The organism is Rhodococcus sp. RDE2 (assembly GCF_020885655.1).
Lineage (GTDB): Bacteria > Actinomycetota > Actinomycetes > Mycobacteriales > Mycobacteriaceae > Rhodococcus > Rhodococcus pyridinivorans.
The window spans coordinates 4,818,113-4,844,751 of the sequence record NZ_AP025186.1 but is presented as its reverse complement, the minus strand read 5'-3'; the positions used below and the strand labels follow the sequence as shown (position 1 = coordinate 4,844,751).

At 66.6% G+C, this 26,639-nt stretch carries 20 protein-coding genes; 10 read left to right on the top strand and 10 right to left on the bottom strand.

The window, feature by feature from the left end; genetic code table 11:
* The first annotated feature begins 39 nt into the window (after positions 1-39).
* From LPH33_RS22565 to LPH33_RS22520, 10 genes are all read left to right on the top strand, one after another.
* Positions 40-954 carry an FAD binding domain-containing protein gene (locus LPH33_RS22565; protein WP_229566171.1) on the top strand — a complete coding sequence of 305 codons (915 nt, stop codon included), beginning with the start codon at positions 40-42 and terminating at the stop codon, positions 952-954.
* Complete coding sequence (locus tag LPH33_RS22560; protein WP_229566169.1) at positions 951-1,622, top strand: (2Fe-2S)-binding protein; 672 nt, start codon at positions 951-953, stop codon at positions 1,620-1,622. The genes LPH33_RS22565 and LPH33_RS22560 overlap by 4 nt, the downstream gene beginning before the upstream one ends.
* The gene (gene cutA, locus LPH33_RS22555) at positions 1,619-4,159 is read left to right on the top strand and encodes an aerobic carbon-monoxide dehydrogenase large subunit (protein WP_229566167.1); all 2,541 of its coding nucleotides are present in this window, start codon (positions 1,619-1,621) and stop codon (positions 4,157-4,159) included. Before LPH33_RS22560 ends, cutA begins: the two co-directional genes overlap by 4 nt.
* Positions 4,156-4,833: an SRPBCC family protein gene (locus tag LPH33_RS22550; RefSeq protein WP_229566166.1), complete on the top strand. Its 678-nt coding sequence runs from the start codon at positions 4,156-4,158 to the stop codon at positions 4,831-4,833. The genes cutA and LPH33_RS22550 overlap by 4 nt, the downstream gene beginning before the upstream one ends.
* A 196-nt stretch (positions 4,834-5,029) precedes the next feature.
* Positions 5,030-7,132: a hydantoinase/oxoprolinase family protein gene (locus LPH33_RS22545; protein WP_229566164.1), complete on the top strand. Its 2,103-nt coding sequence runs from the start codon at positions 5,030-5,032 to the stop codon at positions 7,130-7,132.
* The gene (locus LPH33_RS22540; protein ID WP_229566162.1) at positions 7,129-9,081 is read left to right on the top strand and encodes a hydantoinase B/oxoprolinase family protein; all 1,953 of its coding nucleotides are present in this window, start codon (positions 7,129-7,131) and stop codon (positions 9,079-9,081) included. Before LPH33_RS22545 ends, LPH33_RS22540 begins: the two co-directional genes overlap by 4 nt.
* A complete protein-coding gene (locus LPH33_RS22535) occupies positions 9,081-9,929 on the top strand; it encodes an SDR family oxidoreductase (protein WP_229566160.1) in 849 nt (282 codons plus the stop codon). The genes LPH33_RS22540 and LPH33_RS22535 overlap by 1 nt, the downstream gene beginning before the upstream one ends.
* A 26-nt stretch (positions 9,930-9,955) precedes the next feature.
* On the top strand, positions 9,956-10,771 hold the full coding sequence (locus LPH33_RS22530; protein WP_229566158.1) for an enoyl-CoA hydratase: 816 nt from the start codon (positions 9,956-9,958) through the stop codon (positions 10,769-10,771).
* 57 nt (positions 10,772-10,828) lie between these two features.
* Positions 10,829-12,346, top strand: a complete 1,518-nt coding sequence (locus tag LPH33_RS22525) for an acyl-CoA synthetase (protein ID WP_229566157.1) — start codon at positions 10,829-10,831, stop codon at positions 12,344-12,346.
* A gap of 43 nt (positions 12,347-12,389) precedes the next feature.
* On the top strand, positions 12,390-13,541 hold the full coding sequence (locus tag LPH33_RS22520) for an acyl-CoA dehydrogenase family protein (RefSeq protein WP_229566155.1): 1,152 nt from the start codon (positions 12,390-12,392) through the stop codon (positions 13,539-13,541).
* 85 nt (positions 13,542-13,626) lie between these two features.
* Here LPH33_RS22520 and LPH33_RS22515 read toward each other — a convergent pair whose 3' ends face one another.
* The 10 genes from LPH33_RS22515 to LPH33_RS22470 all read right to left on the bottom strand — a co-directional run bounded on the left by LPH33_RS22515 (position 13,627) and on the right by LPH33_RS22470 (position 26,623).
* Entirely contained in the window at positions 13,627-14,466 is an 840-nt protein-coding gene (locus LPH33_RS22515; RefSeq protein WP_229566154.1) for an alpha/beta fold hydrolase, read from the bottom strand.
* Between the two features lie 208 nt (positions 14,467-14,674).
* A complete protein-coding gene (locus tag LPH33_RS22510; protein ID WP_060650093.1) occupies positions 14,675-16,030 on the bottom strand; it encodes an NAD(P)-binding protein in 1,356 nt (451 codons plus the stop codon).
* Positions 16,027-16,818: an SDR family NAD(P)-dependent oxidoreductase gene (locus LPH33_RS22505; protein ID WP_060650094.1), complete on the bottom strand. Its 792-nt coding sequence runs from the start codon at positions 16,816-16,818 to the stop codon at positions 16,027-16,029. Before LPH33_RS22505 ends, LPH33_RS22510 begins: the two co-directional genes overlap by 4 nt.
* Positions 16,819-17,113: 295 nt before the next feature.
* Positions 17,114-18,478: an MFS transporter gene (locus tag LPH33_RS22500; protein ID WP_060650095.1), complete on the bottom strand. Its 1,365-nt coding sequence runs from the start codon at positions 18,476-18,478 to the stop codon at positions 17,114-17,116.
* 172 nt (positions 18,479-18,650) lie between these two features.
* Positions 18,651-19,412, bottom strand: coding sequence for an SDR family NAD(P)-dependent oxidoreductase (locus LPH33_RS22495; protein WP_060650096.1), 762 nt, complete (start codon positions 19,410-19,412; stop codon positions 18,651-18,653).
* Entirely contained in the window at positions 19,405-20,799 is a 1,395-nt protein-coding gene (locus LPH33_RS22490; protein WP_060650097.1) for a flavin monoamine oxidase family protein, read from the bottom strand. The genes LPH33_RS22495 and LPH33_RS22490 overlap by 8 nt, the downstream gene beginning before the upstream one ends.
* 51 nt (positions 20,800-20,850) lie before the next feature.
* On the bottom strand, positions 20,851-22,890 hold the full coding sequence (locus LPH33_RS22485) for an FAD-dependent oxidoreductase (protein WP_060650098.1): 2,040 nt from the start codon (positions 22,888-22,890) through the stop codon (positions 20,851-20,853).
* A gap of 52 nt (positions 22,891-22,942) precedes the next feature.
* On the bottom strand, positions 22,943-24,589 hold the full coding sequence (gene pruA / locus LPH33_RS22480; RefSeq protein WP_229566153.1) for an L-glutamate gamma-semialdehyde dehydrogenase: 1,647 nt from the start codon (positions 24,587-24,589) through the stop codon (positions 22,943-22,945).
* A 43-nt stretch (positions 24,590-24,632) separates the two neighbouring features.
* Positions 24,633-25,874: an NAD(P)/FAD-dependent oxidoreductase gene (locus tag LPH33_RS22475; RefSeq protein ID WP_229566152.1), complete on the bottom strand. Its 1,242-nt coding sequence runs from the start codon at positions 25,872-25,874 to the stop codon at positions 24,633-24,635.
* Positions 25,871-26,623 carry a GntR family transcriptional regulator gene (locus tag LPH33_RS22470; protein ID WP_229566151.1) on the bottom strand — a complete coding sequence of 251 codons (753 nt, stop codon included), beginning with the start codon at positions 26,621-26,623 and terminating at the stop codon, positions 25,871-25,873. The genes LPH33_RS22475 and LPH33_RS22470 overlap by 4 nt, the downstream gene beginning before the upstream one ends.
* Positions 26,624-26,639 lie beyond the last annotated feature (16 nt).

Here is a 26,639-nt window from a genome sequence, read left to right as displayed (position 1 = left end):
ACGAAACGTCGATCGCACTATGCGGGCAGGATCTGTTCAATGAAACCGTCGCCACTCACCTATCACCGACCGCGGTCGATCGATGAAGCCTGCGAGATCCTTGCAGGGGTCGCGCACGAGGGCAAAGTGCTCGCCGGCGGCCAGTCACTGATTCCGCTGCTGTCGATGCGCCTGGCGGCACCGGCTCACCTCGTCGACATCGGCTCGATCCCGCGCCTCGACGCGATCTCCGCTTCGCCGGAACTCGGCGTCACCTTCGACGCGCTCACCACCCACGCAGCGCTCGAATCCGATCCGACGGTCGCGCAGGTCCAGCCCTTGCTGGGCCGCGCGCTCCGCCTGGTGGCGCACCCGACCATCCGCAATCGCGGAACGACCGTCGGCTCGATCGTCCACGCCGATCCGTCCGCGGAGATGCCGGCCGTGCTGTCGCTGCTCGGTGGAACGCTCACCGTCCGCTCCGTGCGCGGAGTCCGGCAGATCCCCGCCTCGGAGCTGTTCGCCGGACCGCTCGAATCGACCCTCGAAGCCGACGAGATCGCGACCAGCGTGACGGTGCCGGCGGCGCGTCCGGGTACCGGCACCGCCATCGACGAGATCGCACGACGCCACGGTGACTACGCCCTCGTCGGCGTGGTCGCGCAGGTGGAGGTCGAGGACGGCGCGGTGACGTCCGCCCGGATGACCTACGTCTCCGCGGGAGAGCTCGGGCAGGTCGTCGACTGCACCGACATCCTGCGCGGGGCCTCGGCGCACGACGAGCGCGACCCGCTCTGGCAGCAGGTCGCGGAGAAGGCACGCGAGACCGTCGAGACGGAGGCGGACATCCACGCCACCGACCGTTACCGGTCACAGCTGGTGGCGGCACTGACCGGCCGTGTCGGCTTCGCGGCCGCGCAGGACGCGATCCGCGACGACACACGGGTACCGATGCACACGGGAGGAAGTCGATGACGAGTTCGATCCACAAGGGTGGTCGCGACGCCTCGCGGCGGACCGTCGCCGAACAGGTCGACGAGCTGCAGGCGGAGACCGGCGAGCACCACGTCGCCGTGACCTTCACCCTCAACGGCGTGACGCAGACGGTGGTGCTGCCCTCGCGCACGCTGGCATCGGACGCGATCCGTCATCACCTTCGCCAGACCGGCACCCACGTGGGATGCGAGCACGGTGTGTGCGGCGCGTGCACGGTGCTGCTCGACGGCAAGCCGGTGCGGTCGTGCCTCGTGCTCGCCGCGAGCCTCGAGGGCCGCTCGGTGACGACGGTCGAGGGGCTCGTCGAACCGGACGGCACCCTGCATCCCGTGCAGGAGGCGTTCGTCGACTGTCACGGTCTGCAATGCGGTTTCTGCACACCGGGATTCGTCACCACGATCGCCGCCTTCCTCGAGGAGAACCCATCGCCCACCCACGAGGAGGCGACCGATGCGATCGCGGGCAATCTGTGCCGGTGCACGGGCTACCAGAACATCCGGGCGGCCGTGTTGCGCGCCGCCGAGATCAAGCGTGAACGGTCCGGAGGCTCACCGCTCGGCCCCGACAGCGAGGCGGCCCGTGCCTCGCTCGATGCCAAGGTTCGCGGCACCACCGCTCCGGTCGGAGGAAAGGCAGGACGAGCATGACCAGTGTCTCCGATTCGCCCGTCTCCAGCCCCGTCTCGAACTCGGTCTCGACGAGCACGACGACCGACCTCGCTCCCGCCGACATCGGCGGTGCCACCGAGTCGGGCAAGTCGTTCGGCAAGCCGATCCCGCGCGTCGAGGACAACCGGCTCGTCAGCGGCAACGGTCGCTATCTCGACGATCTCGGGCACGGCGCGCTCGCCGCGGCCTTCGTGCGGTCGCCGCACGCGCACGCCCGCATCCTCGACATCGCCGTCGACGCGGCACTCGAACTGCCGGGCGTGCACGCCATCTACACCTACGACGATCTCGAGGCCGACTCGCCCGAGATGGCCGAGAACCTCCCGCTGCTCATCCCGCACCCCGCGATCACCGCTCCGCGCAACGGATATCCGCTCGCGAAGGACGAGGTGAACCACGTCGGCGAGGCGATCGTGATGGTCGTCGCCGACAACCGGTACATCGCCGAGGACGCCTGCGCGCTGATCGACATCACCTACGAGGCCCTTCCGGCCGTGGTCGGTGTCGACACCGCACGCAACGCCGTGCACGTCGTCCACCCGGATGTGCCCGACAACGTCGCGGCGCATCTCCAGCACGGTTTCGGCGACATCGAGGCCGAACTCGCCGCGGCACCGCACACGCTGACCCTCGACCTCGAGATCGAACGTTCGGCGTCGATGCCGATGGAGGGCAAGGGCGTCTACGCGCGCTGGGACGACGACGAGAAGGCGCTGACCTTCTGGACGTCCACCCAGACCTCGACGTCCGCCCGTGCCGCGATCGCAGCGCGACTGGGCATGGCGCACAACAAGGTCCACTGCATCGCCCCCGACGTCGGTGGTGGTTTCGGTGTGAAGATCGTCCACCCGTGGCCCGAGGAGGTCATGGTCACCTGGGCTGCGCGCAAGCTGGGGCAGGCGGGGATCTCCAACGAGGTCAAGTGGGTCGAGGACCGGCGCGAGCACTTCGTCTCCAGCGCCCACGAGCGCGGGCAGATCCACGAGGTCACCGTCGGGTTCGACGACGACGGCCGGCTGCTGGCCTTCGACTTCTCGATCTGGCACGACAACGGCGCGTACCTGCCGTACGGCATCATCGTGCTGCTCAACACCTCCACCCAGGTGCTCGGCCCCTACAAGCCGCGCGCCTTCCGGGTGGACGCTTACTCGCTGTACACCAACACGGTCATCGTCACGCCCTACCGCGGCGCGGGACGACCCCAGGGCGTGTTCGCGATGGAGCGGGCGATGGACGCCATCGCCAAGCATCTCGGCAAGGATGTCCTCGAGGTCCGCGAGACCAACTTCATCCGCCCCGAGGAGATGCCCTACGACTTCCACCTGATCTTCCAGGACGGTCGTCCGCTCATCTACGACACCGGCGATTACCAGGCCGGAATGGACAAGCTCAAGAAGCTCATCGGCTGGGACGAGTTCGCGGAGTACAAGGAACGTGCCCGCGCCGAGGGTCGCCGCGTCGGAATCGGTGTGGGAGCGTACGTCGAGGGCACGGGACCGGGCCCGTACGAGGGCGCACACGTGCTCATCGAGACCTCGGGCAAGGTCAAGGCCGCCACGGGCCTGACCACCCAGGGCCAGGGACACCAGACCTCCTTCGCGCAGATCGTCGCGGATGATCTCGGTGTGCCGGTCTCCGACGTCGAGATCGTCACCGGCGACACCCGCCGATTCGGTTATGCGGTCGGCACGTTCGCCTCGCGCGGTGCCGTGATGTCCGGATCCGCCTTCCACGTCGCCGCGCAGATGGTGGCGGAGAAGGCGAAGAAAATCGCCGCGGAACACCTCCACGCCGACGTCGCCGATCTCGAGCTGCGCGAGGGGCACGTGTGCGTGGTGGGCACCGAACCCGGCGCGGAGGGCACCTCGATCCCGCTCGGTGTCGTGGCCGTACTGTCGAACCCGCTCCGCTACGCCTTCGACGACGCCTCCCGTCACGCAACGGGTTTCGCGAACGCCGAGACCGACATGTCGGTTCCGCCCGTCCTCGAGGGTGAGCAGCCCGGCCTGGAGGCGACCGGCTACTACTCGCCGCCCACGTCGACGTTCGCGTCGGGAATCCACGCGGCGATCGTCGAGACCGATCCCGTCACCGCAGAGATCCGCGTGCTCCGGTACGCGGTGGTGCACGACTGCGGCAACGTCATCAACCCGCGCATCGTCGAGGGTCAGGTGCAGGGCGCGGTCGCGCAGGGCATCGGCGGCGCGCTCTACGAGAAGATCGTCTACGACGAGCACGGGCAGATGCTCAACGCGTCGTACATGGACTTCCTCATGCCCTTCGTGACGGAGATGCCCGACTCGCTCGAGATGGACCACACCGTCACCCCGTCCGCACTCAATCCCCTCGGAATGAAGGGCGCCGGCGAGGCCGGTGTCATCCCGACCTCGGCAGTGATCGCCGCGGCCGTCGAGGACGCGGAGGGCATCCCGATCACCAGCATGCCGATTTCCCCCTCGGAGTTGTTCGAGCTGCGTCTGACCCACGCGGCATCCCGAAACAAGGAGAACGAATGAGAATCGCCGGTACCGCGCAACTGCAGGCACCCCCCGACGTGGTGTACGACAGCCTGCAGGACGGCCGTGTTCTCGCGGCGACGATCCCGGGCGTGCAGTCGCTCGAGCAGATCAGCGACAACCACTACAAGCTCTCCATCACCGCCGGGGTGGCCTCCATCAAGGGCACCTACGACGGGGAAGTGGTTCTGTCGCAGCAGAATCGCCCCGAATCGTTCGTCATGACGGCATCGGGTTCCGGTGCTCCGGGAACGGTCAAGGCCGATGTGGCGGTGCGTCTCGAAGAGCGTGACGGCGGCACCGTGCTCACCTACGACGCGGACGCGGTCGTCGGCGGCATGGTCGGTGGCGTCGGACAGCGGATGATCACCGGTGTCGCGAAGAAGATGGCCGGCGTGTTCTTCAACGGCATCGACGGTGTGATCGCCAACGGTCTGCCGACGGCACCGAGTGCGGCCGAAGCGGCAGCCGTCGCGGGCGTGAACGGAGCCGAGGTGGCCGAGGTCGCCGAGGGTGCGGGTGTGAAGACCACCGCGCTGCCCGTGGCCGCGGCGGCCGCTGCACCGGCACCGTCCGGAACACCCTCGGCAGCAACCGTTCTGCTGTCCGCAGGAGTGGGTGCCGGTATCGCGCTGGCGGGCGTCGCTCTGGGAGCGATCATCGCCCGACGCTGACCTCTTCGTCGAACATCTACGGCACCCCCGGGCCATCGCGGCCCGGGGGTGCCGTCGTCTGCAGGTGGCAGGTGTACGAACCCCGAACTCCGGGCGACGAGTTCGGCGAGATGTGACAAAGAAACACCGCCGCTCAGGGGGTGGAATGTCATCAGACGTCAGGTGGGACACCGGCGAGACGAACCCAGGAGGAAACATGGGATCCAGGAAGATTCGGGTCGGTATCGATACCGGCGGAACATTCACGGACGTGGTCGCGGTGGACGACGAGTCCGGCGCCATCGTCACCACGAAGACCCCGTCGACACCGCAGGATCCGGCCATCGGCTTCCTCGCCGGCATCGAGAAGGTCCTCGCGCAGCTCGGCGAGACCGGCGACGCGATCGACGCCGTCAGCCACGGCACCACCGTCGCAACCAACAAGCTCCTCGAGGGCAAGGTCGGCACCCTCGGATTCATCACCACCGAGGGCTACGAACACGTCCTCGAGATCGCCCGCCAGTCGGTCCCCGACGGCTACGGCAACTCCTACTTCTGGGTCAAGCCCGACCGCATCGTGCCGGCCGACCGTGTCCGCACCATCCGTGGCCGTCTCGCCTACGACGGCAGCGAGATCCGTCCCCTGAACGAGGACGATGTCCGCGCCGCCGCCCGCTTCTTCAAGGACCGCGAGATCCTCACCGTCGGTGTGTGCCTGATGCACTCCTACGCCAACCCCGAGCACGAGCGCCGCGTCCGCGACATCCTCATGGAAGAGTACCCGGAGGCGACCGTGAGCATCTCCAGCGAGGTGCTGCGCGAGTACCGCGAGTACGAGCGGTCCATCACGACCCTCGTCGACGCCGCGGTCAAGCCCAACATTCGCAACTACGTCAACAACATCGCGAACCGTCTGCGCGAGTTCTCCTCCGCCGAGGGCGAGCAGCGCGACATCCCGTTCTACGTGATGAAGTCCAACGGTGGCGTGCTGTCGGCGAAGGAGGTCGTGCACCAGCCGATCACGACCGTGCTCTCCGGCCCTGCAGCCGGTGCCCTGGGTGCGGCCCTGATTGCCGGCGTCGCCGGTGTCGACCAGGTGCTGACCTGCGACGGTGGCGGCACCTCCACGGACGTCACCGTGGTCGTCGGCGGCGAGCCGGCACTCACCACGGAAGGTCGCGTGGGTGTCTACCCGTCCAAGATCCCCATGATCGACGTGGTGACCGTCGGCGCCGGCGGTGGCTCCATCGCGTGGATGACCCCCGAGGGCACCCTGCGCGTCGGCCCGCAGTCGGCGGGCGCCGATCCCGGACCCCTGTGCTACGCCAAGGGTGGCAACGAGCCGACCATCACCGACGCCCACGTCCTGCTCGGTCGCATCCCTCCCCACCTGCTCGGCGGTGAGATCCCGCTCGACACCGAACTCGCCCGCAAGGGCGTCGAGGAGCTCGCACACCGTCTCGGCCTCGAATTCGAGGCGTGCGCCACGGGCATTCTCGAAGTGTCGGCCTGGAACCAGGCCAACGCGCTGCGCCAGATCACCGTCAAGCGTGGTCTCGACGTCCGCGACTTCACCTTGGTGACCTTCGGCGGCTCCGGGTCGCTGCTGGCCTGTCGCCTCATCGACATCCTCGGTCTCAAGGACGTCCTCGTGCCGCTCGAGCCCGGCAACGTCTCGGCCTTCGGGCTGCTCACCGTCGACGTCCGCAACGACTACGTGCAGACGCACGTCAGCCGCCACGACCGGTTGGAGATCGAGGAGCTGCAGGCCGGACTCGACGCCCTCGCGGCCGAGGCCGAACGTGCCCTGGAGGACGAGGGATTCGGACCCGACCAGCGGCAGTACGCCCGCTCGGCGGACCTGCGCTACTTCGGCCAGGCCTTCGAGGTGCGTGTGCCGGTCGGCGACGGCCCCATCACCCAGGAACTGATGGACGAGGCGGCCGAACGCTTCCACCAGGCCCACCGCGAGCTCTACGGCTACGACTTCCGCAACGATCCCCACCAGCACGTGGAATGGGTCAATCTCCGCGTCAGCGGCATCGGACCCATCAAGCGACCTGAACTCGCCGAGATCGCCCCGGGCACGGGTGCGGACGCCGCGCTCACCGGCACCCGCGAGGCGTACTTCGACGAGTGGGTCACCACCCGCGTGTACGACCGCGCACGCCTCGGCGCCGGCGACGAACTCGAAGGTCCCGCCGTGATCGAGGAATTCAGCTCGACCATCCCGGTCCACCCCGGATTCCGCGCTCGCATCGACTCTTTCGGCAACATCCGCCTCACCAAGACATCCGACTCGAACGGAGCCACCCGATGACTGCGACTCTCGAACCCGCCGCGGCCACGACGCGCAAGCCCTTCCGGCTGACCGACGCTTCGGGCACCGCTCCCGATCCTGTGCTCGTCGAGATCGTCGCCGGTTACCTTGCCAGCGTCGAGATGGAGGTGGAGACCTCCATCTCCCGGACCTCGCGCTCGCCGATGATCCGCGACGCCCATGACTTCCGTGCCGGCATCCACGACCGCAACCTGCGCAAGCTCACCGGTCGCTCGTACTCGGCGCTCGTGCATCCGGTGGCGCGTGACTTCCCGCTCGAGACGATGAAGCCCGGCGACGTCTTCTTCCACAACGACGTCTACCTCTCCGAAGGCGGCATCGGGCACCTGCCCGACCTGTGCGTCACGGTCCCGGTCTTCGCGACCCGCCCCGGCGACACCGAGCCTTCGGTGGTCGCGTTCGTGCAGGCCTTCGGCCACCACGACGACATCGGCGGTTGCTGCCCGGGCTCCATGCCCTCGGGTGCGACCACCGTGTACGAGGAGGGACTGATGGTCCCGCCGATCAAGCTGTGGGACCAGGGCGTTCCCAACGAGGCGGCACTGCGGATCATGACCCGCAACTCCCGCATGCCCGATTCGCTCGCCGCCGACCTCGACGCCGAGTGCTCGGCGTGCCTCATGGGTGCGCGTCGACTGTCGGAACTGTTCGAACGCTACGGTGTCGAGACCGTCGAGGCCTGCTTCGACGCGATCCTCGATGCGACCACCGAGACGTACCGCCGCGAGATCCTCAGCAAGATCCCGGTGGGCACGTACACCTGGGAGGACTACGCCGAGCACGACGGTGTGGACGAGCCCATGCTGCACGTGCAGCGCATCACCCTCACCAAGACCTCCCCGGAGGACGAGGGCGGCGAGCGCCTGATCCTGGACTTCAACGGCACCGGTCCGCAGGCGAAGGGCCCGATCAACCACTGCGGTGACTACGCCGACGGCAACTTCCTCATCAAGTGGCTGGCGCCGATCCTCCGCAACCTGGCCGACACCCCGGACCGCATGGCGGAACTGGACGTCAACGAAGGTGTCGTGCCGCTGATCGAGATGAGGTTCCCGGAGCCGGGCACGCTCATCACGCCGATCTTCCCCGCTCCCACCAACGCTCGCACGTTCGTGATCCTGCGTCTGCTCGGTGTGCTCTCCGGTGTGGTCGCCAAGGCGGTCGACGGCAACATGCCCGCCGACCAGGAGACCATCCGCTACACCGGTGTGTACGGCGAGGACTTCGACGGCCACTCCTACCTCATGCGTGAGGTGCTCGGTGGCGGCTCCGGCGGCCGGCACTACGCCGACGGTGAGGACACCATCCACGTGGTACCCGACTCGCGGAACCTGCCCACCGAGTTCACGGAGAGCCGATTCCCGTTCATCGTCGAGAAGCTGGGTCTGGCAATCGATTCCGGTGGAGCCGGTCGCTACCGCGGTGGTCTCGGCTACGAGAAGCACATCCGCATGCTCAAGGACGCGAACTTCATGTCCATCGCGGACCGTTCGATCCTCGCGTGCTGGGGCGTCAAGGGCGGCAAGGCCGGCAAGCCGTTCTCCGTCACCCTCGATCCCGGCGGCCCGAACGAGCGCGAGTTCGATGCTCTCACGGACGCCGAGCCGATCAAGGCCGGCGAGACGGTGCGCATCCGCACCACCGGCGGCGGTGGCTGGGGTGACCCGCTCGATCGTCCGATCGACGAGGTGGTCCGGGACGTGTTGTGGCGCAAGGTGTCCGTCGAGGGCGCCCGCGACGACTACGGTGTGATCCTGAAGGACACCTCGGCGGAGGAGCCCGTCGCCGACGTCGAGGCCACCGAGGCGCTGCGTGCGCAGATGCGCGCCGAGCGCGGCGAGGAGGAGCCCTTCTTCGACCGCGGTCCCGGTTACGCCCGCCTGTCGGGTGGTGCCGAGTTCGCCGAGTACGACTTCATCGGCAACTGATGTCGACGACGGCCCATTTCTCCCGCGGCACCGATCTCGCAGTGATCGGTGCCGCGGGGAAGACCGGAACGGCTGTCGTCGCGGCGCTGGAGACAGCAGACACGACCCCCGTCCGCCGAATGGTGCATACCGCTCGGCAGGCGGGGGATCGTGCTGTCGACCTCGAGACGGGTGCCGGGCTCGTCGACGCGCTGTCGGGTTGCCGCGGTGTCTACTTCATCGCCCCGAACATGCACCCCGACGAGCCGGCGCTGTTCGAACGGTTCCTCGAGGCGGTGGCCGAGGCCGGTGTCGATCACGTCGTCTACCACTCCGTCGCCTGGCCGTACACGCCGGCGATGCCGCACCACCTCGACAAGGCGCGCTGCGAGGACATCCTGCACGCCTCCGGGGTGCGGTGGACCGTGCTGCAGCCCTGCGCGTACACGGAGAATTTCGCGTCCGTGCTCGACGGATCGGTCGACGCACTCGACGTCCCCTACGACCCCGACGCGCCGTTCTCGTTTGTTGCCCTGTCGGACGTCGCGACGGTGGCGGCCCGTGTCCTCGTCGAGGGTGCTGACGTCCACCACGGCGCCACCTACGAGCTCGGGGGACCGGACGCGGTGAGTGTGCGGCAGCTGTGCGCGGTCGCCGGGCGATCGGTGGAGATCGAGCAGGTGTCCGTCCCGGTGTGGATGGAGCGCCACGGCCGCGACCTGCCCGCGGATACCCGGGAGCGTCTGGCGGCGATGTTCGACTTCTACGACGATCACGGCTTCGTCGCCGGGAGTGCCGTCACGGCGGCGCTGCTCGGGCGGGAGCCTGCCCGCGTCGCGGATCTCGTCTCGTCGATGCCGCGCCGGTAACTCGCGGGTGGTGTAGGAAAGGGAACGTGACGGATCGCTCTGCGGACGGCCCCGACGCCGTCGACACCCTGCCCCCGCCCGTGCTCATCGCTGTCGACGAGGCCAGCGGTATCGGGGTGCTCACTCTCGACCGCCCGGAGCAGCGCAACCCGTTGTCGGTGGAGACGATGCGCGAGGTCATCGCCGGTTTGACGGCGCTCGCGGCCGACTCGAAGGTGATCGTGGTCCGCGCGGAAGGTCCGGTGTTCTCGGCCGGGCACGACCTGCGGCAGATGATCGGACGCACGCTCGACGAGGAACGCGCGATCTTCGAGACGTGCAACGAGATGATGCGGACGGTGCAGTCGATCCCTCAACCGGTGATCGCGTCGGTGCAGGGCACGGCGCTTGCGGCGGGATGCCAGCTCGTCGCGTCGTGCGATCTCGCCGTCGCTGCCGGCGACGCCCGCTTCGGTACCCCCGGCGTGCGGATCGGGTTGTTCTGCTCGACGCCGATGGTCGCGGTCAGCCGCGCGATCGGACGCAAGCGGGCGCTGCAGATGCTGCTGACCGGCGACACCATCGACGCGCAGACCGCCGCCGACTGGGGGCTGGTGAACTACGTCGTCGAACCGGAGACGCTGGAGACCGCGACCACCGAGCTCGCCCTGAAGATCGCAACGTCGTCCCCCGCGACGATGCGGATCGGCAAGGAGGCGTTCTACCGGCAGATCGATCTGCCGCAGGAGACGGCCTATGCCGCGATGGCCGAGACGATGGCGTCGAACGCGATGATCGACGACGCGCAGGAGGGGATGACGGCCTTCCTCGAGAAGCGGGCCCCGGTCTGGAAGGGCCGCTGATCCCGAGCGATCGCTAAGTCTGGACTAGTTGGTTGGACGTCCTATAAAGTTCGCTGCATGACCCCCGATCCGCGTCAGAGCACCGTCGACGGCATCCTCCACCGCACCGCCGCGCGCTACCCCGCCCGCGTCGCGCTCCGCTTCGGCGACCGGCAATTCACCTACCGGGAACTCGACGACGCCGTCACCCGCGCCGCCGCACATCTGCTCTCGTCGGGCCTGGCCAAGGGCGACCGCGTGGCCGCCTACGGCACCAACTCCGACGGCTACGCGATCGGATATCTCGCCGCTGCCCGCGCCGGGCTGGTGCACGTGCCGATCAACTACGCACTGCGCGGCGAGGAACTGTCGTACCTGCTCGGTCAGTCGGGCGCGAAAGCCGTGCTCGTCGACCCCGTGTTGCGCGACAATCTCGACGCCGTCCTGGCCGACGTGCCGGCCGAGACCGTCGTCCCGCTCCGCGACGCCGACGACTCCCTGGTGACGGTCGCGCAGACCGGCGACGTGCCGACGCTCGACGTCGCGGTGGCCGACACCGACCTCGTCCAGCTCCTCTACACCTCGGGCACGACGTCGAAGCCCAAGGGCGCCATGATGACCCACCGGGCGCTCACCTTCGAGTACATGTCGTCAATCGAGGCGCTCGACCTGTCGGCCGGCGACGACCCGCTCGTGTGCATGCCGCTCTACCACTCCGCGGCGATGCACGTCTTCCTCATCCCGTACTTCGCGGTCGGTGCGACCGTGCGGCTGCTGCCCGCACCCGACGTCGCCGAGATCCTGCGGCTGGTGGAGGAGGAGCGCATCGGATCGCTGTTCCTCGCCCCGACGGTGTGGGTGCCGCTGACCAACCATCCCGACCTCGACGAGCGCGACCTGTCGTCGCTGCGCAAGGCGCAGTACGGAGCGTCGATCATGCCCGTCACCGTCCTCGAGCGACTCCGCGGCCGCTACCCGGAGCTCGGCTTCTACAACTGTTTCGGCCAATCCGAGATCGGTCCGCTCGCCACCGTCCTCCGCCCCGAGGAACACGACGCGCGCCCCGCCTCGTGCGGCCGGGCCGTGCTGTTCGTCGAAACCCGCGTCGTCGACGCCGACGGCAACGACGTCCCCGATGGTGAACCCGGTGAGATCCTGTACCGCTCACCGCAACTGTGCCTGGGCTATTGGGAGAATCCCGCCGCGACGGAGGAGGCCTTCCGCGACGGCTGGTTCCACTCCGGCGACCTCGTCACCCGCGATGCGGAAGGCTTCATCACCGTCGTCGACCGCATCAAGGACGTCATCAACACCGGTGGCATCCTCGTGGCCTCGCGTGAGGTCGAGGACGCGATCTACACACACCCGGCCGTTGCCGAGGCCGCGGTGATCGGTACTCCGGACGAGAAGTGGATCGAAGCGGTGACCGCGGTGGTCGTCCTCAAGGACGGTCACGAACTCGACGAGGTCACCTTGATCGACCATGTCAAGCAGCGCCTCGCACCGTTCAAGGTGCCCAAGGCCGTTCGCTTCGCCGACGTCCTGCCGCGTAATCAGAGCGGCAAGCTCCTCAAGCGCGAACTGCGCGGATCCTGACCACTCTCCCGAACCGACCACTGCGAAAAGGAAGCCGAGTTCGATGCCGAAGAAGCACGTCGCCTCCTGGTACGACGACGAGGTCTCTGCCGTCTACGAACTCGCGCGCGAGTTCTTCGATCGCGAGGTCATGGGCAAGGCCGAGAAGTGGGACTCGCAGCGCCGTATCGATCGTGAGGTGTGGCTCGAAGCCGGCAAACTCGGTCTGCTGTGCTGCTCGATTCCCGAGGAATACGGCGGTGGCGGCGGCACCTTCGCGCACGACCTCGCGGTGTTCGATGCGCAGGGTTACTCCGGCGACCTCGCGTTCGGCAACTCCGTGCACAGCGGCATCGTGGCGCACTACATCCTCGAATACGGCAACGAGGAGCAGAAGAAGGCGTGGCTGCCGGGCATGGCCACCGGCGAGATCCTCGGCGCCATCGGCATGACCGAACCCGGCGCAGGGTCGGACCTCAAGGCCATCAAGACCACCGCGGTGCGCGACGGCGACCACTACGTCGTCAACGGCTCGAAGACCTTCATCACCAACGGTTCCTCGGCCGACGTCATCGTCCTCGCCGTCAAGACCGACCCGAAGGCCGGCGCCAAGGGCGTGTCGCTGCTCATCGTGGATCTCCGTGACGCCCCGGGCTTCTCGGTGGGCCGTGTGCTCGACAAGGTCGGCCAGCACGCCGCCGACACCTCCGAGCTGTCGTTCGTCGACGTGCGCGTGCCCGTGACGAACCTGCTCGGCGAATCCGAAGGTCTCGGCTTCGGTCAGCTCATGGCACAGCTCGTGCAGGAACGTCTGATCATCGGCGCGCAGGCCGCCGGTGCGATGGACCGGGCCGTCGAGGAGACCGTCCGCTATACCAAGGCGCGACAGGCGTTCGGGCACAGCCTGTTCGAGTTCCAGAACACGGCCTTCGAACTCGCCGAGTGCCAAACCATCGCCCGCACCTGCCGCATCTTCCTCGACCACTGCATCGAGCAGCACCTGAAGGGCCAACTCGATCCGTCCGATGCCGCGATGGTCAAGTACTGGCTGACCGACAAGCAGTGCGAGGTCATCGACCGCTGCGTGCAGTTGCACGGCGGCTACGGCTACATGCGCGAATACCTCATTGCGCGGATGTACGAGGACGCGCGCGTCCAGCGGATCTACGCCGGCGCGAACGAGGTCATGAAACAGATCATCGCGCGGGCGCTGTAAGCACTCGGTTCGGAACTACCCGGCGTCCGGTCCAGTCGACACTCGGCGGCACCGGGCGCCGAGTCGTTTCCGGATGTGGGATGTCTCAACCGGCCGTGGTGGTCAGGAACTCTTCGATCGCCGCGGTGAGCTTCTCGGGCTGGTCTTCGGCCAGCAGGGTGTAACTGTCGTCGATTTCGACCAACCGTGCGTCGGGGAAGGCCTCGACGAGGCGTCGTCCGTGATCGCGCGGCATCATGCGATCCTCGGTGGCCCACACGACCAGCACCGGCCCGGAGAACTGCGCCGCTTTCGCGGCGATCTCGAGCAGGCGCTGCTCAGGCGGAGCCGAAAGTGCGTACTTCGCCAGATCGCGACGGATGTTCCGGTCGACGGTGGCCGGACGGAACCAGGCGTCCATGACGGGTTCGGGTACCGGACGTTTGCTCATCCATCCCCAGGTTCCGGGCCCTCGCCGTCCGAGTTTCGTGCCGAGCACGGCCATGAGTACACGTACCCCGCCCGGAATCTTGACCAGTGGCAGCAGTAGTTTCACCGGGCCGGGCGGGTAGTTGTCGAATGCCTCGCATGCGGTGAGCACCAGTCGCGAGACCCGTTCGGGATTCGACACGGCGAGGAAGGCCTGGGCGCCACCCCAATCGTTCTGGATCAGTGTGACGTCGCGCAGGTCGAGGGCGTCGAGGAACTCCCCGATGAGATGGCCCATTCCGACGAGGGTGAGGTCTGCCTCCGGACGCATCGGTATGCGGTGCGAGCCGAGAGGCCAGGTCGGCAGGATGCAGCGGTAGGTGCCGCGGAGTTGTTCGACGACGTGCCGCCACCCGGTTCCGTCCATCAGAAGGCCATGGATGAACACCAGAACCGGTCCGGTGCCGCCGGTGTCCTCGTACTCGATCGTCCCTGCCGAAAGCTCGATGTCGAACACGCGATCCCCCTTCGCGTCGAGTGGTCGAGATGTTTCCACAGCTCCGCGCCGCTCGCCGGGATTTCGCGCATCCGGCAGACATATTCATCGCGTCGGTGCCGTCAGACGAAACCGTCGAACCACTTCCCGTTCCATCACCCTCGATGCGGTCTTTCTGAAATTCGGCGTTCGATGTCGGGTCATTGCGCGCCTGAGCTGTCCAAGGAGGTCAAGTAATCGGTGCGATCGCTCGCCCGGCATGGATATGGGTGCATTGGTAGCGGGCAGACAGTGGATATCGCTCGAATGCGCCCTCGATCTCCAAGTGAACGTGGTCGTGCACCGTGACCGCTCGGTCCGCTGCCAACCCCAACAGGCGTGCGACGACGAAGGTGGCGCTGAGGACCGTGACATTGCGGGTGATGCCCAACGGAAGCAGGGAGCCGGTATCGGCCAGAGCTTCTTGTTCCCCTGCCCGCAGAACGAGTCTGACGCCGGGTCGCACTCCGTGCGCAGCGACGGAGACGGCGATGTTGTCACGGTCGTCGGAGCCGACGGCAGCGAGGCACAGTGCGCGATCGATACAGGCTCGCTCGAGCACATTCTTGTCGGTGCCGTGGCCGACGATCGTGGGGATACCCAACGATTTGGCCAAGCGTAGATTGCGCGCTCGATCGTCGCGTTCGACGGCCAGGACGGGGATGCCGAGCCGGCGCAGTTCCAGGCACAGTCGTAATCCGACCTGACCCAATCCGACCACGATGACGTGGTTGCGGCGGGGCAGAATGCGCGGCCCCACTAGGCCGATCAGGCTGGTCCCGAGCAGGCGTTCGACCACCCCCGCGGTGAACATGGCTGTGAACAGCATGGCCAGCAGCATCGCGACGGCAGCGAACAGATCGTAGAAGTGATCGCCGTGTGAAGGGCCGGCGGGACCGACAGTGGCGACCACCTGCACTGCCTCCTTGAAGGATTCCACGCCGTTGTGGTTCTTACCGAAGGTCAGCCAGAGCCAGTCCAGGGCGAGGATCGTGCTCAAGCCGGCAAGTCCGGTGAGCAGCATTCGGGTACCGGCGTCATGTGAACGCAGGGCACCTATCGATTGGAGAAGCAGGCGGCGCAGACGGCTCGGACGTGTGACCGGCAGAGGTGACCAGGCCGGGGGATGCTCCGTGGTTCGGTGCTCGATCACCCAGGCGGTGCCGTCGGTGGTGCTGCGGGCAGCGGCCAGGTGCGACGCGATGCAGGGGCCTGCCAGAGCGGGGGCTGCGAGGTCGGCGGGGGAGGTGACCTGACAGTGCGGGATCAAGGTGGTGAGTTGTTCGGCGATGGTGCGGTCGAAGATGGTCACCACCAAGGGCGCATCGGGGTCGATATGCGCGACGGCGAGGGCGTAGCGCAGCGCAGCGACGTCATCGTGGGTGACGACGGCAACCCCTGCCGGGGTTCGCTTCAGTGCGTGCAGTAGCTCCGGGTCATCGGGGGTGATCAGGTGCAGCACGTCGAATCGTCGTTCGGTGAGCGAGGCGCATACTTGCCGGGCCACATTCGATTCGCCGATCACGACGAAGATGCGACCGGTCATATCCGACTCGAGGCAGCGTGCACCGGCGTCAACGGACGGCTGAGGTGGGCGGCGAAGATGTGCCCGCTCCCGATTTCCGAGACCGGATCGACCATTCGCGCGAGCAGGCTGTCGAGGTTGGGGACGGTGTCTCCGTCGTCACCGGACGTCGCTGTCTCGGCGACCAGCCGAATTCCGTTGATCCGTACGGTAGCCGTGTCGGGGTGTTGCCCGGCGGCCACTGTGAACGACTCGACTGCGCCGCTGATCGATGTGCGTGCCGGCCCGGCTGCCGTCACGGGTGCGTGCGCCGGCGCAGTTGGGGAACCCAACCCGGTCACGGTGACGATGGACCCGATTCGTTTGGTGCGGCGGATGGATTCGGCGGCTCGCCGGGTGGTGTGGAACAGCAGAGCCATGTGGTCGTAGGTGAACCGTCCCCAGTCGGCGGGGCGGATCTCCGCCAGTGGGTGGCAGGCGGTTTCCGGTCCGGGCAGCCACGCGGTGTGTACGAGGGCGGAGATACCTCCGAAGCGGTGCTCGAGGTGGGTGAAGAGACGCTCGACCTCGGATTCGACGGTCAGGTCGGCGGCCAGAGGATGGGCGGATCCTCCGGCGTCGGTGATTTCGAGCGCGAGGGCGTCGGCGGCCGCGGGGGAGAAACTGTGCGCGAGAACGGTGTGACCCGCTGCCGAGAGTGCGGTGGCGGCACGAGCGCCTTCGGCCTGCTCCACGCCGGTGACCAGGACGTACGACGTGGCGGTGGCAGGCGGAGAGCTGGGGTACGACGGAGATTCCACGATGGTCATCGGAGCTCACTTCATGGTTAGTGCTGGGTCAGTTCGTGGTGGACCAGGGATTGCGGGTGCCGACCGTCCAACCGCCGTCGGCGAAGATTCCGGCTCCGTTGCGATACGCGCTGTCGTCCGAGGCGAGAAAAGCGGTTACCGCGACGATTCCTGGGGCTGACCGATCCGTTCGAGGGGTGCATTGTCGTATGCGGTCGGGACCCGGGTGCGCAGCGACGGTTCTGCGATACTGAATTCGTTTCGGTGGTGCCGGGTGCGCGGGAGGACCTCCCGCGCACCCGGGGCTCGGGACGGGTCAGTGCCGGCTGAGGTCCAGGGACTGCGGTTGCTCGCGGTGGATGCCGGCGGCTTCTTGAAGGGATCGGTCTTTTGTTTCCGGTGCCCAAGCGATGCATACGAGCAGGCCGATCAAGGTGACACCGGCGCCGAGAAGCATGGTGGTGCCCAATCCGAGGTGGGTCAGACCGACCGGTAGCAGGTAGGTGCCCACGGCGGCACCGATGCGGCTGACCGATGTCGCGAATCCGACTGCGGTTCCTCGGATTTCGGTGGGGAACAGCTCGGTGGGGTAGGCCCATTCGAGGATGCTCGGACCGCCGGAGAAGAAGGCGTACAGGCAGAAGCAGATGACCACTACGGGAATGGCAGCACCGGGAGCGAGACCCAGGATCGTCAGGGGGATGATCATCAACGCGAACGACCAGATGATCAGCGGGCGACGCCCGATTCGGTCGATGAGTTTGATCGCCGGGATCAGGCCGATGAGGAAGACCAGGCTGATCAGCAGGGAACCGAGGATCGAGTCGTCGGACATGTTGAAGGCCGCGAGGATGGTCGGACCGAAGGTGTAGAGGGCGAACAGCGGGATGATCTGGCAGGTCCAGAACAGGGAGACGAACAGTGTGCGTTTGCCGTACGGCTTCTTGAATGCGTGTCCGAAGCCCATTCCAGTGGATGCTTCTTGAGCAGCGAGTACGTCGAGTTCCTGTTCGGTGACCGGGCGGCCGAGTGCCGAAGCGATGTTCTCCTGCGCTTGCTCGCGGTGGCCATTGCTGATGAGCCAGCGCGGTGATTCCGGTGTCCCGTGGCGGGCGACCATGATCGCCAGTGCCGGCACGGCGGCGCTGGCCAGTACCCACCGCCAGGCATCGTCGCCGAGCAGTTGGATCAGGCCGAAGCCCACGATGTAGGCGGCGGAGGCGCCGATGAACCACCAGGCCATGAGCATGCCCATGCAGCGCCCGCGTTCTTTGCGGGGGAGCCATTCGGACAGCATTGCGGTGGCGATGGGGTAGTCGGCTCCGATCGCAATACCCAGGAACAGGCGCAGGACGATCAGTTGCCATCCTTCCTGGACGAACAGGCACAGCAGGGATCCGACCAGCATTGCGCCGAGGTCGATCGTGTACATCAGTTTGCGGCCGATGACATCGGTCAGGCGTCCGAATCCGAGGCCGCCGAGGAACAGTCCGACCAGCGCTGCCGCCCCTACGAGTCCGAGTTCGGTCGATGTGAGACCGAGTTGTGTCTGGATGCCGACGATGACGACGCCGATGTTGCCGAGGATGTAGCCGTCGAGAAAGGGGCCGCCGGAGGACAGCAGCACGAGTTTGCGGTGGAATTTTCCGTATGGTGCCTCGTCGATGACGGAATAGGTCATGGTGCTCTTCTCCCTGATGGGTGAGTCGAGTCCCCGATGAATGAGTCGAGGAGTGGGCGCCGGCGTTGAAACTGCGGAAGGGCTTGTCTCACAGGGGTGTGAGTCGTGCGCCGAGCACGTGGCCACGGAGGGATGAGCGCTCGGTGCCGGTATCGGGTCGAGCCGGCAGCTGTCAGTTCGTGGATGTCCACGGATTACGGGTCCCGACGGTCCAGCCGCCATCGACCAGGATTTCCGATCCGGTGCAGTAGGAGCTGTCTTCGGAAGCCAAAAATGCTGCAACTGTGGCTATTTCACGAGGCTGACCGATGCGTCCGAGAGGTGCCTGCGAGTAAGCGGCCGGCACGGTGCCTTGGGGGGCGCCCATCTCGGTGGCTACACCGCCGGGATGGATCATGTTGATCCGTATACCGTGGGGGCCGAGTTCGCCGACAGCGGCTTTGGACATTGCCAGTAGAGCAGACTTGGTCGATGCGTACGCCGAGGTGTAGTCCAGGGGTGCGAACGACGAGATCGACACGATGTTGACGATCGATCCGCGTCCCAGTTCGATCATGTGTGGGGCGAGAGTCTGCATGCCCAGGAACACACCGATCTGGTTGACGTCGATCAACCGGCGGTACTGGTCGACAGGGGTCTCGACGAGTGGGCCGTGGTGGTAGATCCCGGCGTTGTTGATCAGGACATCGATGTGTCCGAATGCAGCGATCCCGGCTGTGAGAGCTTCGTGCCATTGATGCGGATCGCTGACGTCGAGGTGAACGGCGGTTGCGCGGTCGGTTCCGATGTCGGCGGCCAGTTTGTCGGCTGCGTCGTCGAGGACGTCGGCGATGATCACCTTGGCTCCGCGTTCGGCGAACAGCCGGGCTTCTGCTTCGCCTTGGCCGCGTGAGGCGCCGGTGATCAAGGCGACTTTGCCGGTCAGGTCAGCCATGGTGTTCTCCGATCGTGGCGGTAAGCGCGTGGGAGCGCTCAGGGGTCGGGGTGGCGAGTGCGCTGAGAATGTCCTGGGCGGCAGCGAAACCGGATTGCACGGCGGTTTCGGTGTACCACGTGCCGAGGAAGTCGCCGGCGAGCATGATGCGGCTACCTCGCCGAGTCAGGGTGGGTTGGAGTGCGCCGCGGCCGGGGAAGCAGTAGGCCAGGCCGTGTGGCCATCGTTGGACGTGAGCTTCTTCGACGAGGTTCGGAAAGCCGGGGAAGATGTCGTCGAGATCGCGGTAGTAGGCGTCCAGGATGTCGTCGTCGCTTCGATCGATCAATGGGCGGGCGAAGCGAGCGGGGGAGAACGCCATGATGCTGCTGCCTTTGCCCCGGACGGGTTCGGCTGCACGGGCTGCGTTCGACATGTTGAAGAAGACGTTGAATGCTCGTTTGGGGGTGGCGATGGCATAGGACGAATCCCATGGCTGACTCGAGGTTTCGTTGGTCAAGAATGCGGCACTGACGTACGGCCCGTAGACGATCTTGCTCAATGCGTCTCGTACGTCGGGGTCGAGGTCGGGAGCGATCTTGGAGATGACCGGGGCGGTGGTCGCCAGGACTGCATATCGTGCGGTGGCTTCGTGGTCGACACCGTCGTGGCGGTAGCGCACGATGACGTGGTTGTCGGCGTGCACAACTTCGGTGACTTCGGCACCGATTTTTGCGGCGTCGCCGAGGCCTGCGCCGATTGTCTCGGTCAGTGTGGAGGGACCTCCGACGATGTTGCGGGACAGTCCGCCGGTGCGGTCCCAGACCAGATGGAAGTAGCCGACGCCGGCTCCGGCCGAGACTTGTTCGGGGTCGCCGGCGGAGCGGCTGACCGTGGGGCGGAACAATGCATCCGCGTCCGGAGGGAGGTCACCAACGAAGTCGGTGAAGGTGCGATCGCCGAGGAAGTCGTAGATCCGCTGTTGTCGGATGCGGTAGTCCTCACCGTCGCGTGGTGCGGCGACGCGGGAGTACTGCATGACCGCCAGTCGGACTTTGATGCCGGCACGCATGAGAGCAATGCGATCGTGCCAGGACATCGGGACTCGGAAGGGATATGTCTCGACTCGCCCGGAGGTGAGTAGCTTGCCGTTCATGGCCAGTCCGGCCAGGCTGCCCGGGACGGGGGTCGAGTCGATACCGACGGAGGTCAGCAGGTCACCGGTGGCGCTGCCGGGACCGTTGTAGACGTGTGCTCCCCAGTTGAGCCAGTGGGGTCCGCGGCGTTCGGAGCGGATGCGGCCACCGAAGCGGGGTTCCTTCTCGAGCAGGAGGATATTGCGGTGTCGTAGTCGATGGGCCGCCGATAGGCCTGCGAGGCCTCCACCGACGATGATGGCGTCGTACATCAGGTGTTCTTCTTTCGCTGGGTGCTCGGATCCTTGGACTGCGTGCACGGGTCACAGGGTCAGACAGAGCCGGTAGGCGTCGAGGATCGCGGCGTGAATGTTGCGGCTGGAGACGGCATCTCCGACGCGGAAGAGCTGGAATGTCCCGTCCGGGTTGGGTTCGAGGTGTTGCGGATGTCCGGCGAGCAGCGCGTCCTGATCGACGGCACCGCGGTTGCGGGAGCGGTCCTTGAGGTCGAAATACAGATCGTCGATGGGTGTGGTGCCGTGCTCGACGACGATCTGGTCGACGAGGCGGGTCTCGATGGTGTGGGCGTACTCGTCCTCGAGGGTGACCTCCAGGCGCCGATCGGCACCCCGGGTGACCCCGGTGACCCGGGCACCGAGTGTGGTCCGGACCTTCTTCTCGGCGAACTTCTTCAGGTACGCCGGATAGTTCGACGCACCGACCAGTGGGGCGATCATCCGCTCGGGGGTGACCACTTCCACCACCGACCCGGTGTCGGCGAGGTACTCGGCGGCGCTCATCGCCGGGTGATCGCCGTTGTCGTCGAAGACCAGCACCGAGGCGCCGGGCTTGATCTCGCGGGTGAGGATCTGCCAGGTGTCGGTGAGCAGGTTTTCCGGCCCGTCGACGATGGTGGTGTTCGGGATGCCGCCGGTCGCGATGATCACCACGTCGGGGTTCTCGGCGAGGACGTCGTCGGCTTCGGCGTAGGTGTTGTAGCGGATGGACACTCCGAGGCGTCGGCATTCCTGAACTCGCCAGTCGATGATGCCGATCAGGTCTCGGCGCCGCTCGGGCATCGACGCGATCGCCACCTGTCCGCCCGGCGCGCTCCCTGCCTCGAGGACGGTGACGGTGTGGCCGCGTTCGGCGAGCACGCGGGCGGCTTCCAGTCCGGCCGGGCCGGCCCCGACGACCAGAGCCCTCTTCTTCTGGTCGGCCGGTGTCACCGTGTGCGGCAGTTGATGTTCTCGTCCGGTTGCGGCGTTGTGGATGCACAGGGCGTCACTGCCGGCATACACCCGGTCGATGCAGTAGCCGGCACCGACACAGGGACGGATCCGGTCTTCCTCCCGGTCGAGGACACGCTGCATCAGGTGCGGGTCGGCCATGTGCGCGCGGGTCATACCGACCATGTCGAGCAGACCTTCGCTGATCGCATATCGGGCGGTGGCCAGGTCGGCGATGCGACCGGCATGCATGACAGGGATATCGAGTTCGTGCTTGACGCGGCCGGCGAAGTCGAGATGCACCGCCGCCGGAGTGCCCATCGGGGCGATGACGCGCGCCATGGTGTGATCGGAGTCGAGGTTTCCCTTGATCACGCTGAGGAAATCGATGCCTTCAGCGGCCAGACGACGCACCGCCTCCACACCTTCGTCCATCGCGTTGCCGCCGGCGCGTTCGTCGTCGACACCCATCCGCAGACCGACGACGAAATCGTCGCCGACGCGGCGGCGGATGGCACGGACCACCTCGAGCGGGAAACGTAGGCGACCGTCGAAGTCGCCGCCCCACTCGTCGTCACGATGATTCAGTGCGGGGGAGAAGAACTGATCGAGCAGGTGGCTGTAGGCCATCAGTTCGATGCCGTCCAGGCCACTGGCCTTGCAGCGTTCGGCGGCGTCGGCGTAGGCGGTGATGATGCGTTCGATGTCCCAGTCCTCCGCGGATTTCGGGAAGGCCCGGTGCTGGGGTTCGCGGTCGCCGGAGGAGGAGATGGTCGGCAGCCAGTCACCCTCGTAGTTGCTGGTGCGCCGTCCCGCGTGGGTGACCTGGCACATGACCAGGGCGCCGTGCTCGTGCACCGCATCGGAGATCTTCGCCAGATACGGCACGACCTCGTCGCGGTAGAGCGCGATGTTGTTGACGAACGCCGGGGATTCGGGGGCGATACAGGCCGCCCCGCCCATCATGGTCAACGCCAGACCGCCTCGGGCCTTTTCCTCGTGGTACCGCAAGTAGCGGTCCTTGGGCATGCCGTTCTCTGCGTATGCGGGTTCGTGCGAGGTCGAGACCACGCGGTTCTTCAGCCGCAGGTGCTTGAGGTGCAACGGTGACAGCAGCGGGTCGTTGGATGGCATGGCGTGCTCCGTGGGGACGATGAAGAGGGGCGGTCTGATCGGCAGAGGTCGATCAGACGCCGAGATAGGGGTATCGGTAGTCGGTGTCGGGGTTCAGGTTTTCCTTGATGAACCGCCCGCTGACCCACCGCTGCAATGCGAGGGGAGAGCCGATCTTGTCATTGGTGCCCGAGGCGCGGGACCCGGCGAACTGCTGCTTGCCGATCGACATGCCGGCGGGCTTGTCGTTGATCGCGACGTAGCCGGACGCATCGCGCAGCACGTCCAGGGCCTGACCGATCGCGACGCGGTCGGTGGCGTACACCGAGGCGGTCAACCCGTAGGGGCTGGTGCGCTCGGCGAGAGCCAGGGTGTCCAACCAATCGGCATCGTCGTAGACGAACACCGTCAGCAGCGGCCCGAAGAACTCGGTGGTCAACGTGAAGGCGTTCGGGTCGGTCGTCTCGAAGACGGTCGGCCGCACGAAATAGCCGGTGTCCTTGCTCGTGGTACCGCCGGCGACGAGCGTGTGCGAGTCGAGCGCGTTCGCTTTGCCGATCGCATTGGCGAGCCGATCGTGGGCGGTCTCGTCGATCACCGCGCCGAGGAAGGTGCGGTGATCGGCCACGTCCCCGACGACCAGCGATTCGATCTGCGCGGCGAGGGGGTCTTTGATCTTCTTCCACAGGCTGCGCGGGATGTAGGCGCGCGAGGCCGCCGAGCACTTCTGTCCCTGGAACTCGAAGGCGCCGCGGGTCAGGCCGGTGATCAACGCCTGCGGATCGGCCGAGACGTGGGCGACGACGGCGTTCTTGCCGCCGGTCTCACCGACCAGGCGCGGGTAGCCCTTGTAGGTGTCGATGTGGGAGGCGACCTTCTTCCACAGCTGACGGAACACCTCGGTTGAGCCGGTGAAGCTCAGTCCGGCCAGGTTCGGGTCCGCCAGGGCGATGTCGGTGACGAGTTTGCCGTCGCCGTGCACGCAGTTGATCACTCCGGCGGGAACCCCGGCTTCTGCGAAGACGCGACGGACCACATCGGTGCTCAATGCGGACTTCTCCGAGGGCTTCCACACCACGGTGTTGCCCATCATCGCCGCGGTCGCGGGCAGGTTCCCGGCGATGTTGGTGAAGTTGAACGGGGTGACCGCGAGCACGAAACCTTCCAGGCCGCGCTGGTCGAGGTAATTGTTCTCGCCCTGAGTGGATTTCGGTTGGTTGGCGTAGATCTGCTCGGCGTAGTGGGCGTTGAAGCGCAGCAGGTCTGCGAGTTCGCAGGCGCCGTCGATCTCGGCCTGATGGTAGGTCTTGGACTGGTTGAGCATGGTGGCAGCGTTGATTTCGTCGCGGTACTTGCCGGCGACGAGTTCGGCGGCGCGCAGGAACACCGAGATGCGGTCCCACCACGGCAGACGTGACCAGTCGTGGCGGGCGGCGAGCGCGGAGTCGATGGCACTGCGCACATGAGTCTCGTCGGCCAGCGACAACTCGCCCAGGACACGGGCGTGATCGTGGGGGGAGACGACCTGCTGGGTTCGTTCGGTTTCGATGAGCTCTCCGCCGATGGACAGTGGGATCGACTGGGTGGTGCCGCCGATTCGCTTGATCTCGAGGGCCACGGCCTCGGCCTCCGGGGAGCCGGGGCGATAGTCGCGTACCGGTTCGTTCTCGGGCTCGGGGACGTGGAAGTTGCCGGCGATGTTGTGTACTGCTCCGGTCACGGGTCTACTCCTTGATTCCTGCAGGTCGGTCGAGGTGGGCCGCTCAGAAGCGGGTCAGGCGGAACGGTTCGAGTTGCGGTTGGGTCTGGCCGTGGGCGATTTCGCGGGCGGCCAGAGCCCCGGTGACGGGTCCGAGGGTCACGCCCAAGGTCCCGTGACCGGTGGCCACGTACAGACCGGTGCGGCCGGGAACCGGTCCGATGATCGGCAGATCGTCCGCGGAGGTGGGCCGGTGTCCGACCCATTCGACGTCGAGGTTCGTCGGATGCCAGTCCGCCAGATAGGACAGACCTTGGCGCACGACCATGTCGAGACGCTTGTGGTTGAGCGTGAAGTCGCGGTTGCCGATGTCGAAGGTGCCCGACAGACGTACCGCGTTGCCGAACGGGGAGCAGGCCACCATGTTCTCGTACAGCTTCAGGGGATGACTCGGCGCGGTGCCTTCGCCTCGCGCGGTCATGCTCGTGCCCTTGGCCGCTTCCAACGGCACCTTCACGCCGAGGGGAGCGAGCAGCGTCCGTGTCGGGAAGCCGGCGGCGACCACGAGGTTGTCCGAGACGACGGTGCGTCCGGACGCGGTAGTGACACTCCACTGGCGCGCGGGTCGTTCGGTGATGCGGTCGACGGCATCGTGTTCGACGACTTCACCGCCTTTGTTTTCCATGGCCTTGGCCAGCCCCTGGCAGAGGGTTTCGGGCCGCACGTGCCGTTCGGTCTCGAGGTGCAGCGCCCCGGCGATGTCGGGGTGCAGGGCCGGATCGAATGCCCGAGTCTCCTCACCGCGGTAGACGCGGACACTGCCGACGTAACCGAGTGAGCGCATCGTGGTGACGGTCTGTTCGTAATGGCGCAGGTTCTGTTCGTCCTTGAACACCACCGCCAGACCGTCGGTGTACTGGTCGAAGCTCACTCCACGGTCGAGCAGCGCATCGAAGTGTGCATGTGCACCGCGGGCGAAATCCTGTAGTGCTGCAGTGCTTTTCCGGTTGCGCTTCTTGGTGCTCGCGCGCAGGAACTTCGTGATCCAGTCGGCGAAGCCGAGCTCGGGGTGCGGACGCATCCGGGCCGGGCCCTCGGTGCTGGTGAAACTGCGCATGGCGTCGCGGACCGCTCCCGGCGCGGCGCGAGGGGTGGACAGGAAGGGAGTGACCCATCCGGCGTTGCCGGCCGAGGCGGCAGCACCTGCAGCGTCTGCGTCGATGACGGTCACGGTGTGGCCGAGTTCGGAGAGTTCGTATGCGCACGAGAGTCCGATGACTCCCGCGCCGATGACGGTGGTCCTCACTGGTGTTCGTCCGATCGTGTGTCGAGAAGTTGGCGGACCACGGCTCGTGCGTCCTGGTAGGTCTGTTCGAGGACTGCGAAGGCTGCGGTGGCGTCGTGTTGTTCGGCTGCCTCGAGGAGGGGAGAAAGGTGGGTCCACGTCGCCATGCCGCGTTCGATGGCGTTGGTCACCCAGAGGTTCTTGTAGGGTCGGCAGGTGTCCCACAATCCTCGGATCGTGTTGACCAGCAGGTGGTTTCCACTGGCTTCGTACAGGGCAGTGAGGAAGTGCTCGTCCTGTGCAACCGCCTCGACGACGTCCCCGCGGTCAGCAGCGTCCTCGAGCAGTTGGCGATGATGGCGCATCGCTGCGATCGCAGCCTCGTTTGCATTCAGCGCGCCCAGGCGTCCGGCCTGGGGTTCGAGCATGAGGCGTACGTCGTAGACATGTTCGAGTTCGTCGATGCTCAGCACTCGTACGGTTGCACCCTTGTACGGGGCGGCCTCGAGCAGTCCTGCTTGGGTGAGGCGGCGAAACGCTTCCCGCACCGGCATTTCGCTTGTTCCCAGCAGCGTTGCGATCTCGCGGATGCGTAGCAGTGTTCCGGGTGCCCACTCGCCTCGCGCGATGCGAGAGCGCAGCGCATCGAAGACCTGGTCGACCAGCAGAGACGTGGTGACTCGGTGCTCGAGTCGGGGCACGGAGGAGCCGGGGACAACCGGAGGAAGTGCGGTCGGCAACGCCGAGGAATGGCGCGAGTTGTTCGTCATGGAGAACTCCTGGGGG